Source organism: Rheinheimera sp. KL1, from assembly GCF_001275035.1.
Lineage (GTDB): Bacteria > Pseudomonadota > Gammaproteobacteria > Enterobacterales > Alteromonadaceae > Pararheinheimera > Pararheinheimera tangshanensis.
Genome location: NZ_LAMX01000021.1, coordinates 236,959 through 252,843 on the forward strand (window position 1 = coordinate 236,959; position 15,885 = coordinate 252,843).

A 15,885-nucleotide genomic window follows, 5' to 3' on the forward strand; every position below is an offset into this window, starting at 1 on the left:
GTCATTGATGTGCTGATAGCGGATTAATGACTCTGACCCCTTTGTTTTTGTGTTGTTATTTTTCTGACCCACTTCTTTGTTAAGGAATTCTGATGAGCATTATTTCAACCCGTATTGATGGCCTTGAACTGCGTTTGGCGACTGAAGCTGATGTGCCCGCTATTTTAAGTTTTATTCAACAGCTGGCTGACTATGAAAAGCTGTCAGATCAGGTGGTAGCGACTGAACAAAAGCTACGTGATACCTTATTTGCAGATAAAGCTTATGCTGAAGTGGTGCTGGCGAATTATCAGGGAAAAGACGTAGGTTTTGCGCTGTTTTTCCATAACTATTCTACCTTTTTGGCCAAACCAGGAATTTATCTGGAAGACTTATTTGTTGAGCCTGCTTGCCGTGGCGTGGGTGTCGGTAAAGCCTTGATTACTTATCTGGCGAAGCTGGCGGTCGAACGCGATTGTGGCCGTCTGGAATGGTCTGTTTTGGACTGGAATCAGCCTGCTATCGACTTCTATCAGTCGTTGGGGGCTGTGATGCTGCACGACTGGCGCATTAATAGAGTGACTGGTGCCACCTTAGCGCAGATGGCTGAGCTGTTTCCGGCTTAAAGCGGATGATCCGGATACAATAAATAGGGCCTGCGTTGCTGCCTGAATTTTTGCAGATCCGCCTGCCAGCTCTGGCGGATTTGTGCTTCGCTCCAGCCTTGTTCTATCTGTTGTCTGAGCTTACTCGTACCAGATAACTTATCCATAAAATCCGGCGAGTTAAATAGCTTCAGCTGATGTTTGGCAAAAAGCGCCTGTGCCTGAATTAAATAACTTAAATCTAGGCCTCCCGCTTTTACTTTACGCAAATCTTGTCCTAACACCAGTTTGTTTTTCAAGGGTGGGTTTAATGCTGCGCTAGCTTTAGCGACAGGGCTAAAAGCAAAAGGGCCTAAAGGCGGATTGGTGTAACCCAGCACCTGAAATGGAAAGTCAGTGCCACGGCCGATACTTAAAGGCGTGGCTTCAAAAAATCCTAAAGAGGGATATAAAACCACTGCCTGAGCATTCGGCAGATTGGGGCTTGGCCGCACCGGCAAATCATATGGTATGTCCCGCTGATAGTTTTTTATCGGTAATACGAAAAGCTTTAATTGCTCCGCTTTGTTAATCCAAGCTTCACCTTTAATCATCAGCGCCAGCTCGCCCAGCGTCATACCGTGTAAAAGTGGGATAGGGTGCATCCCTACAAAAGACTGGTAGTGGTTTTCAAGCACAGGCCCGTCAACATAAGCACCATTCGGATTGGGTCTGTCCAGTACCAGCAGAGGAATATCCTGCTCTGCTGCGGCTTCCATCACATAATGCAAAGTGGATAAATAGGTGTAATACCGTACCCCCACATCCTGTAAATCAAAAATAAGCAGGTTGATGCCTTTTAACGCTTCAACCTTTGGTTTTTTATGTTGGCCATACAATGACACTACTGCTACACCAGTATCCGGATCTATGCTGTTGTCTACTTTGGCTCCTGCATCGGCGGTACCACGAAAACCATGTTCGGGTGAGAATACCGTTTTGACCTGAAGGCCTTGTTGCAGTAAAAGCTCCAACAGATGAGTATCGCCCACAAGCGAGCTTTGATTCGCTACCAAAGCTATGTGTTTGGCTTTTAGCTCAACAGGGGAGATATCAGGCTGATTAACTAGCTGCTCGGCACCAGTTTGCAGTGCTTCGTCTTGAGCAAAACAGGTGGCGGCGAAACAAAGTAACAACAGAGTCATACGCATCAGGCGGGCACTCCATTTAGTTCTGTTTTTGCAACGGAGCCACTGGTTTTTCCCAGCTGGCAAATAATAAAAGAGCAGGCAAAACCTATACAGAGTTGCCAGCTAAAGGCTAAATCAAACTGCCAGTCTGGTGGTAAATAGTAGCTTTGCAGATATGGCTGCATCAGCAGGATGATGACAAAGCCGCCAATTAATGCAGCTAAAACGGATGTCGGGCTGCCTCGCTGACTAAAGAGTGCACTGGCATAGACTCCAAGCAGACCACTGTAGCTAAAGACCATCACACCCAACGCAAAGGTCAGCAAAGGCATGTCGCTGCTTTGTTGCCAGTAAAAACACAGCAGCGCCATCAAGGCTAAAGCTATGGCGCAAAGCAACATAGACACACGCGCAGCACGAACATAGTGCTGCTCTGTTTTCGCTTGTCGTTGTCGCTGCCAGGGCTTATACAAGTCCTGAATAATCACAGACGCCATAGAGTTTAAGCCAGATGTCAGAGTAGACACAGCGGCAGCTATTACGCCTACTGTGACTAAACCACGCAAACCAGCCGGCATTTCATGCAAGACGTAATACAAAAACACAGTGATAGTTTCGCCGCTGAATTGACTGCTTTGCATCACGGCGCCAGAACCCGCCATCAAGTCGGGCCTTTGGTAAAAGATATGCAGCAAAAAACCAATCAGCATAAAGACCAGCGTGACAGGCACCACCAATACCACCGACCAGATAATGGCTAACGAACCCTGACGGGCATTTTTGCAGGTTAAAGCCCGTTGGGTTAAATCCTGGTCCAAGCCAAAAGAAGCGATATAAAGTAAAAACAAGCCAGTGACACTGGAGTAGATGTTAAAGGCTCCGGCGGAACTGAAATCCCAGTTGGTATCTATCAAGGTTAGTTTACTTGCTGCATTGTGCGGTGGACGATCTAAAGCCTGCCAAACGCTTGAAAAATCGGCCGGAATTGAGCTCCATAAATACAACAGCACCAGAACAGCAGCTCCGACATAAACAAAACACTGCAAAGCATCGCCATAAATTACAGATTTAATACCACCGAAAACGGAATATAGCACTGACACCAGACAAAGCAGGACGATGGAGTAAATGACATGCTGCAAGGCTATATCGGTAAATAGAATCATCGACACTGCGATAGCTGCCATATAAAGCCTGGCACCGTTGGCAAAAATACGGCCAAACAAATACATCAAGCCAGCTTGTTTTTTTGCTCTGCTGCCAAAGCGTAACTCAAGCAACTCATAGACAGTGCTGACTTTGTAGCGGTAAAAACGTGGAATTAAAAAATAACCGACAAAAAACGCCGCCATTAAAGCACCAAAAGTGCTGGCAAGGTAGGTCAGGTTGCTGCGATAGCCACTATCAGGGCCACCTAAAAAAGTAGCCGCAGATTGTGCTGTAGCCAGAACTGATATGGCTGCCAGCCAGGTCGGTATGTTATTGCTGCCAACAAAATACTCCTGACTATTTTTTGCGCCACCACGATTAATCCACCAGCCGGTTAGGGTCAGCAGCACAAAATACAAAACGAACATCAGCCAGTCTAAAGCAACAAAAGTGGAGGTCATGGTTTCTCTGAAGGCTAATGGATTAGTTTTAATTGCCATTGGAACGTATTCAAAATCTGTTGGCAAGGATTGATTTCAGCAGCGCATATCAGTTAGAAAACTGTACGATTAATGCACGAAATTAACAGTTTGCGTTCTGTTTTAAAGCCGACTCTGGGATAGTTAAGTGATTATGCAAACCGTTACATTGATAAAAGTAAAAAACTAGTTGGATTTATGCCGCATCATTGAATAAAATGATAAAAGTGAAACGTTGTGATATTTTTTTAATCATAGCGTTGTATTAAATCATCTTAGTCAGGCGTCAGAAACTGTATCGTTTTAGCCCGGGTGCGACCGGACTAAATATTTCGTAGCAAACAAATAGGGATGTTGGTTACGAAAACAGGGTGTATACCCTTATTCTCGATGAATGTCCTGGAATAGCAGAGACCTTTTCTTTACTGGGTTTGCGGGGCCACTCCTTGTGACAGGCTTTTTTTTGATTTTAAAAAGCCTTTCCAGTGACACAAAACTTTACAGGCTAAACTATTTTATTACGTAATACTTTGATCAAGGTCGCCTTTAGTAAAGGTAACCACAAACCACAAAGGAACTTTTATGTCGGTACAACGCAAATTTATGTTAACACTCACCGGCCTGGTTTTACTGGCGATGCTGGGCTCCATAGTGGTGATTTCGTTTTCTAAATATCAGCAGATAGAAAGTTCTGTTAACACAGATAAAGCGCGCTTAAACCGCGAAATTACGAATATCTTAACTGTTACTGATGCCCTGTTAAGTCAGCAGGTGCAAAGTAGCATGAAGCTGTTTCGCAAACGTATTGCCGATCTTGGGCCTGTATCGCAGGGCGAAACTTTATCTTTTGGCTCACAACAGGTGCCTGATTTATTGTTGGGAACTGAAGGACAGGGCAATAAGTACCAATTGGTGGACGATCTGACTGCTATTATGGGCGGCACAGCGACTCTCTTTAGCCGCACAGGTGATGATTTTGTCAGGATCTCCACAAATGTCATTACAGACACGGGCAGGGCAACAGGTACTTTATTGGCACCCACGGGGGCTGCAATGGCTGCTATCCGTCAAGGCAATGCTTTTTATGGTTCAGTGGATATTTTAGGCAACCCTTTTGTTACGGCTTATGAACCTCTGGTCAACGCACAAGGCGAGGTGGTGGGGATAGGTTATGTGGGCTACAAAGCCGATTTAGAAGCTTTGCGTCAGTTGCTGGCGTCCAGCCGTTTACTGAATTCAGGTTTCGTTGCTTTGCTCGACAGAAACGGCGCTATCCGTGCTCAGTCCAGCCATATCAAAGCAGAAGAGCTGGAGCAGATTGTAAAAACGAAAAATCCGGAGTGGACTATTCAGACAGAGCAGTTTGCGCCCTGGGGTTATCAGATAGTCTTGGCGTATTCGAACGACGAACTCAGCGCCGAAGTACGTGATGAAGTCATAAAGACCTCGTTGATTATCGTCATAGCAGCGATAGTTCTATTACTGGTGGTGTACTGGTTAACCCATAGCATCGTCGTGACCCGGGTCAACGATACTATTAGAGCTATTAAAGCTATTACCGAAGGTGAAGGTGATTTAACCCGCCGTTTTTCCAACTACAGCAGTGACGAATTTGGTGAAATGGCGCGCTGTTTTGACCAGTTACTTGAGCAATTACGCTTAACTATAGTAGAGCTGAGCTCTATGACTCATGGTCTGGTGCAGGCTTCGGTAGAACTGGCTCATGTGGCAGAAGAATCCAGTGCCGAGGTGGTGAAACAAACTGTTGATTTGGAAGTCACCGCATCCTCTGTGCATGAGCTGGCGACAACCGCCTCTGTGGTGGCTCATAACGCCGAGCAAGCAGAACAAGCCAGTGTTGAAGCCTCACGTTTGACGCAAGGTGCAATGAAGACACTGGAAGCGTCAGTGAAAAATGCCGCTCAGCAGTTATTGGATTCACAAGAGTCTCAGCGCTCTATTGCTACTTTATCAGCCTCCAGTGCTGAAATCGGTAAAGTACTTGAAGTCATTAACACTATAGCCGAACAAACCAACCTGCTGGCGCTGAATGCCGCGATTGAAGCCGCACGGGCCGGTGAGCAAGGCCGTGGTTTTAGTGTCGTGGCCGATGAAGTACGTTTATTAGCTGGCCGTACTCAGTCCTCCACGGGTGAAATTAAACGAATGATTGAACAGTTACAACAAGGTGTAAACGCAGTACAAAGCTTAAACTCAACGGCTCAGGCGACGGTCAAAGATAACGAGATCAAAGCTGCTGAAGCCAGTCAGGCTATGGATTTAGTGCTTAAAGCCATAGAGGAAATTAATCACCTGAATAGCCAAATCAGTACTGCAGCGGCTGAGCAACGTGATGTAGCTGATGGTGTGAGCCAAAAAACCAACCATATTCATTCTGCAGCACAACAGAATGCGGTGCACAGTGCCACAACCAAAGATTCCAGTCAGGGCTTAAAGCGCATCGCTGAGAATTTTAGTGCTGTATTATCGAAGTTTAAGGTGTAAACCCGGTAACTCAGGTTGAAAAGCAGGCTGGACCTGCTTTTTGTCCGCTCTAGTCAGACAGAGTCAATTGGTCACAGACTGCATTGTGATCCAGTCAATCAAGCTATCCAGGACCACTCGGCCACGGCTGGCCTTAGGGTGGTTGATAAAACTGGCGACCACCCAGGTGCGGCCACTTTGGTCTGTGGCAAAACCTGCGAGTGCCGTTACATTACGCAAAGTACCGGTTTTTAAACGGGCTTTGCCTTTGGCCGGGCTCTCAGTAAAACGGCGTTTTAAGGTGCCATCCATACCTGCAACTGGCATGCTGCTGATAAGTTCCGGCTGATACTGACTCTGGTAAGCATGCTGCAGTAGTGCCGCCATGAGTTCTGGACTAATGCGTTCAGTGCGGGATAACCCCGAACCATTCTCCAGCACCAGGCTGCTGTGATCCAGTTCGATACTGCTAAGAAAACTGCGAACCTGTAACTCTGAGCGGTCAGCCGTCCGTTCAGTTGGGGCGTTAATTTGTTGGGCGCCTAAGGCTAAATACAGCTGGCGGGTGAGGGCATTGTCAGAGCTTTTATTAATGTCTCGTAAGACCTCGGCTAAAGCTCGGCTTTGATGTTCTGCCAGCAGCACTGTGGCCTCAGTTGCGCCTTGTTCCAGCACTGGGACTCGTGTTTGTCCTGAAATCTGTTGCCATAACTGCTGTACCAGTAAACGACTGAGATCCGGGCGGTTGAGCAACTGCAAATAATCCCTTTTCTGACAATGTTTCGGAAACTCTCCCTGCAATATCAGTTGTAACCTGTCGGGTTGGCGTTTAAAGACTAAATGATGGGGATGTGGATACCAATCTGCACAGAGGCTGTTGGTTAGCACAACCTGGTTGGTTATGAGCTCCAGATCTTGTAGTGCAGGATAAAACTGGCCTGTGACACTATCAGCAGTGGACTGCAATTGGATGCCCAGCATATTCCGTTGTAAAAACAAAGCATCGGGCAGCAGGTTATAGTATTCCCGTGGCGTTTCATCAAAAGGCAAAGCAGTTAGCTCAGGACGTGAAGGATTAAACCAGCTGCGGTCAATCTGAATAGCGGGAATTTGGCGTATGCCCTGATCATAAGCCTGTTGTAGCAACGACCAGAGTTCCTGCACGTTAAAGTCCATATCCCCCAAACCCTTCAGCACCAAAGGCTGTTGCATCTTTTGCGCTGGTGCTTCGTAAGAGCGTAACTGAGTTTTCGCACGGTAGACCGGACCCAATTGCTCCAGTGCGACAATACTGGTGACGAGTTTCATGGTGGAAGCGGGTTGCATGGCTTTGTCTGACTGATAACTGAGTGGTGTTGCAGAACTATCCAGTGGGTAGGCGATAAAAGCCAGTGCGTCTGTGGGCAGTTGAGCTTGTTGTAATTGTGCAGACAGTTGAGTCATTAGCTGGTGTTGTTTTGTGTGCAGGGAGGCTGTACTACTGCAGGCACTAAGTCCTGCAGTGATCAGCAACACTAAGCCAGAGGCAGACTGGCGCAAAGAGGGCATAACAGCTCCTTTTAATTCACCACAAAGTCAAAATAGCTGTTTGGGTAGCGTTCGTTGTGCAGCGTAAAATGCCACCACTCCAGCTCGTAAGAGGTAAAGCCTTGTCGCTGCATTAAATCTTTTAATAACAATCGGTTGGCTTTTTGTTCTGTGGTAATAGCTGTACTGTTTAAATGAGACACAGGGTCAAATAAATCATAAGTACCACCCATATCTACAGGGCGCCACTGACCCGCAGCGTTTTTTCGCAGTAAAGTTAAATCCACAGTGGAGGCACGGCTATGCCCCGAGTGTGCAGCAATATAACCCTGATGTAAGTCTGCTTTATTCAGACGAGGATAATAGGCTGCTTTGGTTTTTTGATCTGAAGCATCTGCTACCCAACTGATAAAATAATTGGATGCGCGTTGAGGCCGGTAACAATCCAGTAATTGCAACTGATAACCCAAAAGAGCGGCTTGTATCGCAACTTGCGCTACAGCTTGCGCGGCTTTTTGCTGCAAATAGCAGTGATTCGCCTGATAACCAGGCACTGGTGTTGCTGTGAAATTATCAGGACCAGCATAGGCCATGTTCACCTGTATTTGCTGAGTGAGAGTCGTGACATTCACAATATCAGCAGGTTTATCAGGTTCAATCCGGATCTCGCCTTGAGACTTCACTACCGCTGAGCTTATTGGTTTGGCTTGTGGCTGCGTTTTTTGTGGCTCTGTGGCAGCACAGGATAGTAACAAAATGCAGCTCAGAGCGACTGTGGCTTGTGTTTTCATCGACTGTACTTCCCGTATAAATCCATAGCTTGTTTGCGCTTTAGCCGCCAATCATCACCCAGCCGCTGATTAAAAAGGCGATCAGTGCCAGCACGCCACAAAACAGCGCATAAGGCAGCTGAGTTTTTACATGCTCTAATAAATCACAGCCTGATGCGACTGCACTGACTACTGTGGTATCTGAGATGGGGGAGCAGTGATCGCCCCAAATACCACCACTTAAAATAGCAGCCAGAATGAGCGAAGGCGGTAATCCGAGCATCTCGACCAAAGGCATACCTATAGGAATTAAAATGGCAAATGTTCCCCATGAAGTGCCAGTGGTAAAAGAGATAATGGCTCCAGCGATAAAAAGCAGGGCCGGAATTAACACCAAAGGAGTGGACTCTTTGACAAAAGAAGCAACATAAATCCCAGTGCCTAAATCCTTCATCGCGCTGCCTAAAGCCAAAGATAACAGTACTATGCTGACTAAAGGCAAGAGTTCTCCCATACCTCTAAAACCTATAGTCACCAGTTGCTGATGGTTAAATTTTCGAGTCAGAGCCATCAGGCCATAAGCCACTACACAAGCCAGAGTAGTGGCATAAAGTGCAGCCTTAGCACCCGAGCCTTCGACTAAACTGCCATTTCCTGTCCACAGCATAAAGCCGACCATACCGGCAATCAGAGTCAGTAAAGGCACTAACATCAACGACACACTACTTGCTGGAGTATCAATATCGCTATGGCTGGCGACTGTATTGAGCTCAAGTTCGGCTTGTTTCATCGGACCATAAACTTTGTCGGTGTAGATGGTGTAAAACACCATCATCAGGGTAAACAAAGCATAAAAATTCAGTGGAATAGTGCCAATGAGCACGGAGACAGCAGATTCAGGTAAGGTATAAGTACTTAACAGCCCCAACACATAAGCACCCCAGCCGTTGAGCAAAATTAAAATACAAATAGGAGCACTGGTACTGTCGACTATATAAGCCAGGCGGGCACGACTCATTTTAAATTTATCGTACAAACCACGCGACACTATACCTGCGGTTAACGCACTCAAATTAGACTCGATAAACACCAGAATACCTATGCCGTAGCTGATAAAACCAGCCTGACGTTTAGTGCGGGCAATTCCTTTGCGGATGAACCAGTTGACCATAGCAGAGACACCACCCGAATCGCGCATATAGGCCATCAGGGCACCAATCAGCAGGGAGAACAATAAAATTCTGCTGTTATCGGCTGAAGAAGTGACAGAGATTATGCGTTCTAAACTTTGCACCGGGCCATACAACAAAGCACCAAAGACGCTTAGTTCAGGCTGTTTTAAATACAATAAAACTTCAGCACAGGCTACGGCTAAAATAAGTGCCAGTATCACTTCCTTACGCCAAATCACTACAGCTATCGCCAGAATGGCAGGTAATAAACTTAAACTATCGGGCACTGGGACTTCCCTAACTATAAATTTCAGCAATTGATGCTGTTTATACTGTAGCAAATAGCTGCCGCTTTCCAGTTAGGTTGGACTCTTTATTTGGTTAGTTGGCTGATTTTTATTCAGAATTTGACGCTGTGCAGCTTCTAAAAGGGTGTAGCGGATTAAAAGGCAAAAAAATTAGCTAATGCATGCAGAGTGCACTAGCTAATTCGCTGTAAGCACAGCTGTTGGTTTGGGCTATCTCCACAGCTGTATTCACAAAACTTGGCAATAAAAAGTAGCTTATTTAAAGGTTAAACCACCAGCATCGACGCTTTGTACACCTTTGACATTCTCTGCCAGTTGCACCGCCAGTGCTTTTTCTGAGCCACTATCGACCAGACCATTGAGTGTTACTACACCTTTATTAGTATTGACAGAAATATCAGAGCTATCGACATTGTTTGAATACATAAAAGTGGATTTTACTTTGGTCGTGATCCAGCTGTCAGCTATAGCTGTGCCAGGCTTTGATTTTTTATCCTGGTTTGCCTGCACTATCAGCTTGTTATCAACTGACATCACGCCCCTTGTGGTCATGGCCAGGTTTTCAGCCAGATCAATGGCAGCTTTGTCCTCAGCTGTTCCCGTTAAAGTCACCATACCTTTTCTAGTGGTGACCTTGGTGGTGCTGCTGTCGACATAACGGCTCCATGTGAGTTTAGATTTCACAGCGGCCGTAATACTGGCATCGTCGATGATCTCGGCATAACTGGACTCAGCTTTACGCTCAGGTTTTTTGTAGTCCTCGTCGGTGATCATGAGGTTGTCGACTTTGCTGATCCCTTTGACGCTTTCAGCAATTTCAGTGGCTAACTCTTTATTGGCGTCGCTTTCCACTCTACCGCTGATCGTAGCTTTATCTCCCTCAACAGTGACAACAATATCATCATGACGCAGATAAGGACTGAGCTGATAAGTGGTCAGAATTTGACTTTCCAGGCGGGCATTTTTTAAGCCCTGACTGCTTTTATCAGCCTGTGCCATCGCAGGAACAGACAAAGCACTTAGTATTAATGCCAGCACGGCTGGATATTTTTTCTTGATCAATTTCATGTTGCTCTCCCTTGTTGAATTAATTGCGATTGTCGATAAAGTTTCTCACTTGCTTATCGGCATCTGAGCGGCTGATGGAATATCGTGTTTGCACCAGTTCTGCTAACTTCTCCGGTTCGCCTGCAGATTTTTTCAGCTCGCTTTCAGACAGTTTGCTCCAGACTTTGTGCGCCGCACCTATACGTTTTTGCCAGGCTTCGTCTGATGTCTTTGTTTGTGCATGAGCAGGGACACCTTTGCCAGCACTTTGTTGTGGGGTTGCAACTTTAGATGCTGTGGACATTTTTGAGTCTTTTACATCTTTTGTTGTAGTCGTTGAAACAGGTGTGAAACCTACTATAGAGCTGATTTTAGATGTTTTATCTTTAGATGTAGTCATTAGTATTCTCCTTGACCTGCATGGTTTAGCGGAAGTGCAAAGCATACAGGGGATGACGCCTGACTAAAGTAGAGTGATCGCCAAGTCAGTTCAGTGCGCTGCCGCGCTAAACTGAAAAATGGTTATTTAATGCGCATATCATCTTTGACAGAAGTCACACCAGATATGCCACGAGCCAGCGCAACAGCTCGGTCTGCGTCAGCGCGGGAATTAATAAAACCACTTAATTGCACAACGCCTTTAAAGGTTTCAACATTAATCTCTGCCACTTTTAAGCCTTTTTCGCCCAAAAATGCAGATTTTACTTTTGCAGTGATCACCGTATCGTCGACATATTCTCCTGTGCCTTCAGAGGTACGGGTTGAAGCGCAGCCGATGCCTGATACCGCGGCAACGGCCAGCAATGTAGCAAGCACTAATGGTTTAATGGTCATAAGTATTCTCCGATAAATGCAGCTCAACACAGGCGCCGAAATGGACCTGACTCATGAGCGGCGGGGGATTAATAATAAGCAACAGACCTAAGTAATCAGCATCCAGCCTAGCCAGGCTGGTACACTAAATTGCTCTGTTTGTTTAACTGACAGTTCGAGTGAGCCAATTTCTGCAGTCTGGCAGCTCTTGGTGTAACTAAAACTCTGATAAGCCAATGAGGCAATTCCAAAAAGGAGCAGCGCAATTATTTTCAGTGGTTTCATCAGATACCCCTTAATCAGAGTCGGCGTCTTTGCAGCACTCGTAGCACGATAATCACCAGTGCTACCACCAGTAATAAGTGCAAGGCGCCGCCTAACGAGTAGGATGACACCATACCTAGGAGCCATAAGATCACCAGTATTGCGACAATAGTTTCTAACATAGAGGTACTCCAAATCGATGGGAAAGTCTTTACTTTGGGCCCGGTGCGGTAGGCGGTCTGTGCGTTAGCGTACTTATAGAAAAAAGCCCCGAACCAAAATTCAGGGCTTTACTATTTAACCAGACAGGGTCCTCAGAGGATTTTGTTGCTGTAATAGCTATAGATCAATTCTCGCCACGTGCTGTCAGCCATATCAGGCCAGTTGTCCTTATCAAAGCCTGGAGCGTTTTCTAAGCGATCTTTTTCTATATCCAGCGTAAAACGTTTGTTTTCGGTATCCAGGATCAGAGCGCTCCATGGCACTGCGAATAATTTTTCGCCCATGCCTAAAAATGATCCGAAAGATAACACCGCATAGCTGATTTTTCCGCCACTCATATCCAGCATAATTTCTTTGATATCACCGACTTTTTCATCGCGATGATTATAGACATCATTACCGAGCAGAGTTTCTGCGCCCATCAGGCCCGGGCCTGGACCCATATTGCCGTTCGCGTGCATGCTACTGTTTTTATAAATACCATACTGGTCTTTATCGTTGTAATTCATAGATAACTCCTTGAGGCTTTCGCCTGGGCTGCCGGCGCAGCAGCACAATACCGGACCATGAGTCTGGCCCATTCGTTAGCATGGTTCAGTTCGTCAACGAACAGAGTCTGAGTTTGATGATGTTAGGCCTGATAAAAAAGTTCGCTGTTTATCAAGCAAATTGCCATAACAGCTACAGCTGGCTTTTTCCAGTGCAGATCGATTTAAAATATGGATTTGGCCTCTGTGGTAGTCGATGATCTTTTTCTCAAGCAATGAACCCGCTGCTTCAGTAACGCTGCTGCGCCTTACCCCTAACATAAAAGCTAAATACTGGTGCGTCAGAAAAAATTGATCCCCTTCGGCTCTGTCGTGTGTCATCAGAAGCCAGCGTGCTAAACGTGGTTCAGTTTCATGGTAGTGATTACAACAGACTAAGCGGGTGAGCTGAAGAACATAAAAGGCCAGATACTGTTGCAACAGGTGTTGTAACCTGACACAGCGTTGTAGTTCAGCGATAAAAATTTGGTGCTCAATTTTTAGCGCCAAACCTTGCCCCTGCACTATGGCTTGAACTGGAGAGGTCTCCACTCCAATAGAGACTAAAGCTCCCAATATGCCTTCGTTACCAATCAGACCGACTTCCAGGCGCTGATTTTGCTGCACCGAGGTTAAAATTGAAATGTAACCAGATAAAGGCAGATAGACAAAACCACAGTTTTTTCCTTCTTCACACAGCACCTGTCCAAATTGCAATTCGGCAATTTTGCTATGCCGCATCACGGCTTGTCGTTCTTTATCAGAGAGTTGTTGCAAAAGTTTATTTTGCGCCAGAACTTGATGCATCAGAGGGAGCCTTATTCCGAGCTATTGGGCTGGCAGTCTGTGTTATTGCTTTGAAGCCTTCTGTTCGTCATAGCACTAAACGTTCAGGTCAGAGTGATGGCGCACAGATCACTCTTCTCAGATTTTGGTAGCCTGAGTTTTTAATTGAGTAGGTCGATAGCATGAAAACGGACGCACAAATACAGAATGATGTCATGGCTGAATTGTCCTGGGACGCCGCAGTGCAGGCAAAACAAATTGGTGTAGGTATTAAGGATGGTATTATTATTTTGACTGGAGAAGTGGAATCTTTTGCCGAGAAGTTAAGTGCACAAGGTGCAGCGTTAAGAGTTAAAGGTGTTCGTGCTGTAGTCGTAGAACTGGATGTGCGTTTACCCGGGTATAGCCAGAAAACAGATATAGAGATTGCCAAAACGGTTGAACAGGTATTGACCTGGTCTGCTCAACGCGCTTTGCACGACTTGGTAGTTATTGTAGAGAAAGGGTGGGTGACGTTAACTGGTGAGGTCACCTGGAATTATCAACGACGCCTTGCCGATACGATAGTTCGGAGTTTGATGGGGGTACGTGGGGTCACTAATTCAATTGAGCTTAAACCATTACTTACTCTGTCTGATGTAAAATCTCAAATCAATAATGCGCTAAAGCGTCATGTGTTACTCAACAACTGTAAACTTGATATTTCAGCTCATCAAGATACGGTGGTAATCAAAGGACAGGTTCACAGTCTTGCAGAACATACAATGGTATTGCAATCAGTCTGGAGTGCTCCAGGTGTACGCGCTATTGTAGACCAGATGGAGGTTGTATGAAAAAGAGGAGCGATGTTGAACCGGTTTTCAGGCCGGTTGTCTTACATGAACCAGTGTTTTTGTCACTCGGTACATCGTTATTACTAGAACTTCGTCGCAAATTAAAGCGGACAGTCAAGACTGAGCGGCCCAACGTGCTTTGAGGCACATTATATAAACTGATTAAACTTTAGTTGAGCCTTTTGTCCATGGTAATAAACGATCAGACTCTTTGCGGACGACTGCATAACATTCACAGCTTAAGCTTTCTAGCTTAGCGCGGCTGAGAACCTGAATATGACCTCTGTGGTACTCGATCACTCCTAAGCGTTGTAAGCGACCGGCTGCATCTGTCACGCCTTCACGTCGCACGCCCAACATGTTCGCTATCAGCTCCTGGGTCATCACCAGTTCATTGCCCTCGAGTCGGTCGAGCGATAATAACAACCAGCGGCAAAGTTGCTGTTCAATCGAATGATGGCGATTGCAAACCGCAGTTTGTGCCATTTGGGTGATCAGGGCCTGAGTGTAACGCAGCAGGGTATGTAGCAGAGCACCGTGACGATTAAATTCATCCTTTAGGCGCTGGCCTAGTAAACGGTAGGCCTGACCTGCGCTTTGCACTATGGCTCGGCTGGTGGTGCTCTCACCGCCCATAAAAAGTGCAATACCTATCAGGCCTTCATTGCCGACAACTGAAATCTCTGCAGAAGCTCCACTTTCCATCACATAGAGTAAAGAGACGATAGAGTTAGTAGGAAAATAGACATAACGTAAAGTATCGCCGGATTCATACAAAACTTTACCAAGCGGTAACTCAATTAACTCCATGTGGGGGAACAATCTTTCCTGAACGTCAGCGGGCAAAGCCGCTAGCAAATGGTTTTGTCGAGAACCTTTTATATCTGGCATCTAAAACTCCATGTCTAGATTTAGGATCAATATTGATCGGTATTAGCATCCACTGTTTTCACATTGGAGTCTGTACGCCATCGAACATAGAGCGATGCCTTCAATCTGAAGTCTTTTTATAAATTAACAGAGCTTGGTTATTTTGACCTTTGAGTTCTTTTTTTTAGCCAGTACTGGGCTAAGTTAAGGCAAAAGACCAGAGTAAGGCTGTTCCTTTGCCTTGTAGTTTATTTGTTAACAACACTGAACTGGGCGCCAAGTCAGCCAGTTTTTGTTGCAGTAACTTCATACATAAACTACGTGGAAACTGGTCGTTATCTTGTTGCTGAGATCCGAACTGCTGATGTATGAGGTAACGTTGTTGAGCCATTTTTTGTTGCAATAACAAAATTTGAATTGCTATAGGTAAAGGTTTGTCTGCGCTCATAGCTCACGCCTCAATAGCTTCATATCGATAATAAACTCCTGGATACTGCAGCTAAATGCACTTTGGTTTTTCTTTCCGAGGTGCTGGAGCAGAAAAAAACAAGCTGCAGCTAAAAAGGTAAATACAAAAGGTAAAGTCCAGATAAAGAAGGTAAAGCTTTCATTGTTTCGATTCAAATAAAGTACTGCAAAACCCGCAAACAAGAATGCCAGAAATACAAAAACTACACTTAGCGTACCGTAGAGCATCACCCATTGTATACGGCGTTTTTCCTGCTGCCATTCCAGATTCAGTAACTGACCATGTAAACTCAGTTGTGTCATCAACTGAGGGCTAGCTTTGTCCAGTAACCATAACCAGCGGGCAGGATTAAAACCTACAGATCCTGCACTGGCATTTTCTGCTTCAGGTGTCGACATGTGAACTCCATTCA

17 protein-coding genes are annotated in these 15,885 nt (G+C 45.7%); 3 read left to right on the forward strand and 14 right to left on the reverse strand.

The annotated features are described in order from the left end of the window. Positions 1–92: 92 nt before the first annotated feature. Complete coding sequence (locus WH43_RS12685; protein WP_053424959.1) at positions 93–605, forward strand: GNAT family N-acetyltransferase; 513 nt, start codon at positions 93–95, stop codon at positions 603–605. On the opposite strand, the gene WH43_RS12690 is transcribed toward WH43_RS12685, so the two are convergent. Beyond that, complete coding sequence (locus tag WH43_RS12690) at positions 602–1,774, reverse strand: exo-beta-N-acetylmuramidase NamZ family protein (protein WP_053424960.1); 1,173 nt, start codon at positions 1,772–1,774, stop codon at positions 602–604. The genes WH43_RS12685 and WH43_RS12690 overlap by 4 nt on opposite strands. Beyond that, the gene (locus WH43_RS12695) at positions 1,774–3,402 is read right to left on the reverse strand and encodes a sodium:solute symporter (protein ID WP_286049723.1); all 1,629 of its coding nucleotides are present in this window, start codon (positions 3,400–3,402) and stop codon (positions 1,774–1,776) included. The genes WH43_RS12690 and WH43_RS12695 overlap by 1 nt, the downstream gene beginning before the upstream one ends. A gap of 561 nt (positions 3,403–3,963) precedes the next feature. On the opposite strand from WH43_RS12695, the gene WH43_RS12700 reads away from it, so the two are divergent. Further along, the gene (locus WH43_RS12700) at positions 3,964–5,886 is read left to right on the forward strand and encodes a methyl-accepting chemotaxis protein (RefSeq protein ID WP_053424961.1); all 1,923 of its coding nucleotides are present in this window, start codon (positions 3,964–3,966) and stop codon (positions 5,884–5,886) included. 63 nt (positions 5,887–5,949) lie between these two features. On the opposite strand, the gene dacB is transcribed toward WH43_RS12700, so the two are convergent. From dacB to WH43_RS12740, 9 genes are all read right to left on the reverse strand, one after another. Then, positions 5,950–7,413, reverse strand: a complete 1,464-nt coding sequence (gene dacB, locus WH43_RS12705; protein WP_053424962.1) for a D-alanyl-D-alanine carboxypeptidase/D-alanyl-D-alanine endopeptidase — start codon at positions 7,411–7,413, stop codon at positions 5,950–5,952. A gap of 11 nt (positions 7,414–7,424) precedes the next feature. After that, positions 7,425–8,183: a M15 family metallopeptidase gene (locus tag WH43_RS12710; RefSeq protein WP_053425035.1), complete on the reverse strand. Its 759-nt coding sequence runs from the start codon at positions 8,181–8,183 to the stop codon at positions 7,425–7,427. A gap of 40 nt (positions 8,184–8,223) precedes the next feature. Continuing rightward, positions 8,224–9,621, reverse strand: coding sequence for a Na+/H+ antiporter NhaC family protein (locus WH43_RS12715; RefSeq protein WP_053425036.1), 1,398 nt, complete (start codon positions 9,619–9,621; stop codon positions 8,224–8,226). A 276-nt stretch (positions 9,622–9,897) separates the two neighbouring features. Then, positions 9,898–10,710, reverse strand: coding sequence for a BON domain-containing protein (locus WH43_RS12720; RefSeq protein WP_053424963.1), 813 nt, complete (start codon positions 10,708–10,710; stop codon positions 9,898–9,900). Positions 10,711–10,729: 19 nt separating this feature from the next. Next, entirely contained in the window at positions 10,730–11,089 is a 360-nt protein-coding gene (locus WH43_RS12725) for a hypothetical protein (RefSeq protein WP_152342846.1), read from the reverse strand. A 122-nt stretch (positions 11,090–11,211) separates the two neighbouring features. Then, positions 11,212–11,523 (reverse strand): BON domain-containing protein, encoded by a 312-nt coding sequence (locus WH43_RS12730; RefSeq protein WP_053424965.1) that lies wholly within the window; start codon positions 11,521–11,523, stop codon positions 11,212–11,214. 278 nt (positions 11,524–11,801) lie between these two features. Next, the gene (locus WH43_RS20040; protein WP_152342847.1) at positions 11,802–11,948 is read right to left on the reverse strand and encodes a lmo0937 family membrane protein; all 147 of its coding nucleotides are present in this window, start codon (positions 11,946–11,948) and stop codon (positions 11,802–11,804) included. Between the two features lie 132 nt (positions 11,949–12,080). After that, positions 12,081–12,497, reverse strand: a complete 417-nt coding sequence (locus WH43_RS12735; RefSeq protein WP_053424966.1) for a PRC-barrel domain-containing protein — start codon at positions 12,495–12,497, stop codon at positions 12,081–12,083. A 93-nt stretch (positions 12,498–12,590) separates the two neighbouring features. Then, a complete protein-coding gene (locus tag WH43_RS12740) occupies positions 12,591–13,322 on the reverse strand; it encodes a Crp/Fnr family transcriptional regulator (protein WP_053424967.1) in 732 nt (243 codons plus the stop codon). Between the two features lie 161 nt (positions 13,323–13,483). Here WH43_RS12740 and WH43_RS12745 point away from each other — a divergent pair, with 161 nt between their 5' ends. Beyond that, positions 13,484–14,134 (forward strand): BON domain-containing protein, encoded by a 651-nt coding sequence (locus tag WH43_RS12745; protein WP_053424968.1) that lies wholly within the window; start codon positions 13,484–13,486, stop codon positions 14,132–14,134. Positions 14,135–14,296: 162 nt separating this feature from the next. Here WH43_RS12745 and WH43_RS12750 read toward each other — a convergent pair whose 3' ends face one another. The 3 genes from WH43_RS12750 to WH43_RS12760 all read right to left on the reverse strand — a co-directional run bounded on the left by WH43_RS12750 (position 14,297) and on the right by WH43_RS12760 (position 15,871). Next, a complete protein-coding gene (locus WH43_RS12750; protein WP_053424969.1) occupies positions 14,297–15,025 on the reverse strand; it encodes a Crp/Fnr family transcriptional regulator in 729 nt (242 codons plus the stop codon). Positions 15,026–15,203: 178 nt separating this feature from the next. Beyond that, entirely contained in the window at positions 15,204–15,452 is a 249-nt protein-coding gene (locus tag WH43_RS12755) for a hypothetical protein (protein ID WP_053424970.1), read from the reverse strand. Next, entirely contained in the window at positions 15,449–15,871 is a 423-nt protein-coding gene (locus WH43_RS12760) for a phage holin family protein (RefSeq protein ID WP_053424971.1), read from the reverse strand. Before WH43_RS12760 ends, WH43_RS12755 begins: the two co-directional genes overlap by 4 nt. Positions 15,872–15,885 lie beyond the last annotated feature (14 nt).

Excerpts from the sequence above, each read along its gene's own strand:
- WH43_RS12685 (WP_053424959.1), top strand. The coding sequence starts at position 93 with ATGAGCATTATTTCAACCCGTATTGATGGCCTTGAACTGCGTTTGGCG.
- WH43_RS12690 (WP_053424960.1), bottom strand. The coding sequence starts at position 1,774 with ATGCGTATGACTCTGTTGTTACTTTGTTTCGCCGCCACCTGTTTTGCT.
- WH43_RS12695 (WP_286049723.1), bottom strand. The coding sequence starts at position 3,402 with ATGGCAATTAAAACTAATCCATTAGCCTTCAGAGAAACCATGACCTCC.
- WH43_RS12700 (WP_053424961.1), top strand. The coding sequence starts at position 3,964 with ATGTCGGTACAACGCAAATTTATGTTAACACTCACCGGCCTGGTTTTA.
- dacB (WP_053424962.1), bottom strand. The coding sequence starts at position 7,413 with ATGCCCTCTTTGCGCCAGTCTGCCTCTGGCTTAGTGTTGCTGATCACT.
- WH43_RS12710 (WP_053425035.1), bottom strand. The coding sequence starts at position 8,183 with ATGAAAACACAAGCCACAGTCGCTCTGAGCTGCATTTTGTTACTATCC.
- WH43_RS12720 (WP_053424963.1), bottom strand. The coding sequence starts at position 10,710 with ATGAAATTGATCAAGAAAAAATATCCAGCCGTGCTGGCATTAATACTA.
- WH43_RS12725 (WP_152342846.1), bottom strand. The coding sequence starts at position 11,089 with ATGACTACATCTAAAGATAAAACATCTAAAATCAGCTCTATAGTAGGT.
- WH43_RS12730 (WP_053424965.1), bottom strand. The coding sequence starts at position 11,523 with ATGACCATTAAACCATTAGTGCTTGCTACATTGCTGGCCGTTGCCGCG.
- WH43_RS20040 (WP_152342847.1), bottom strand. The coding sequence starts at position 11,948 with ATGTTAGAAACTATTGTCGCAATACTGGTGATCTTATGGCTCCTAGGT.
- WH43_RS12735 (WP_053424966.1), bottom strand. The coding sequence starts at position 12,497 with ATGAATTACAACGATAAAGACCAGTATGGTATTTATAAAAACAGTAGC.
- WH43_RS12740 (WP_053424967.1), bottom strand. The coding sequence starts at position 13,322 with ATGCATCAAGTTCTGGCGCAAAATAAACTTTTGCAACAACTCTCTGAT.
- WH43_RS12745 (WP_053424968.1), top strand. The coding sequence starts at position 13,484 with ATGAAAACGGACGCACAAATACAGAATGATGTCATGGCTGAATTGTCC.
- WH43_RS12750 (WP_053424969.1), bottom strand. The coding sequence starts at position 15,025 with ATGCCAGATATAAAAGGTTCTCGACAAAACCATTTGCTAGCGGCTTTG.
- WH43_RS12755 (WP_053424970.1), bottom strand. The coding sequence starts at position 15,452 with ATGAGCGCAGACAAACCTTTACCTATAGCAATTCAAATTTTGTTATTG.
- WH43_RS12760 (WP_053424971.1), bottom strand. The coding sequence starts at position 15,871 with ATGTCGACACCTGAAGCAGAAAATGCCAGTGCAGGATCTGTAGGTTTT.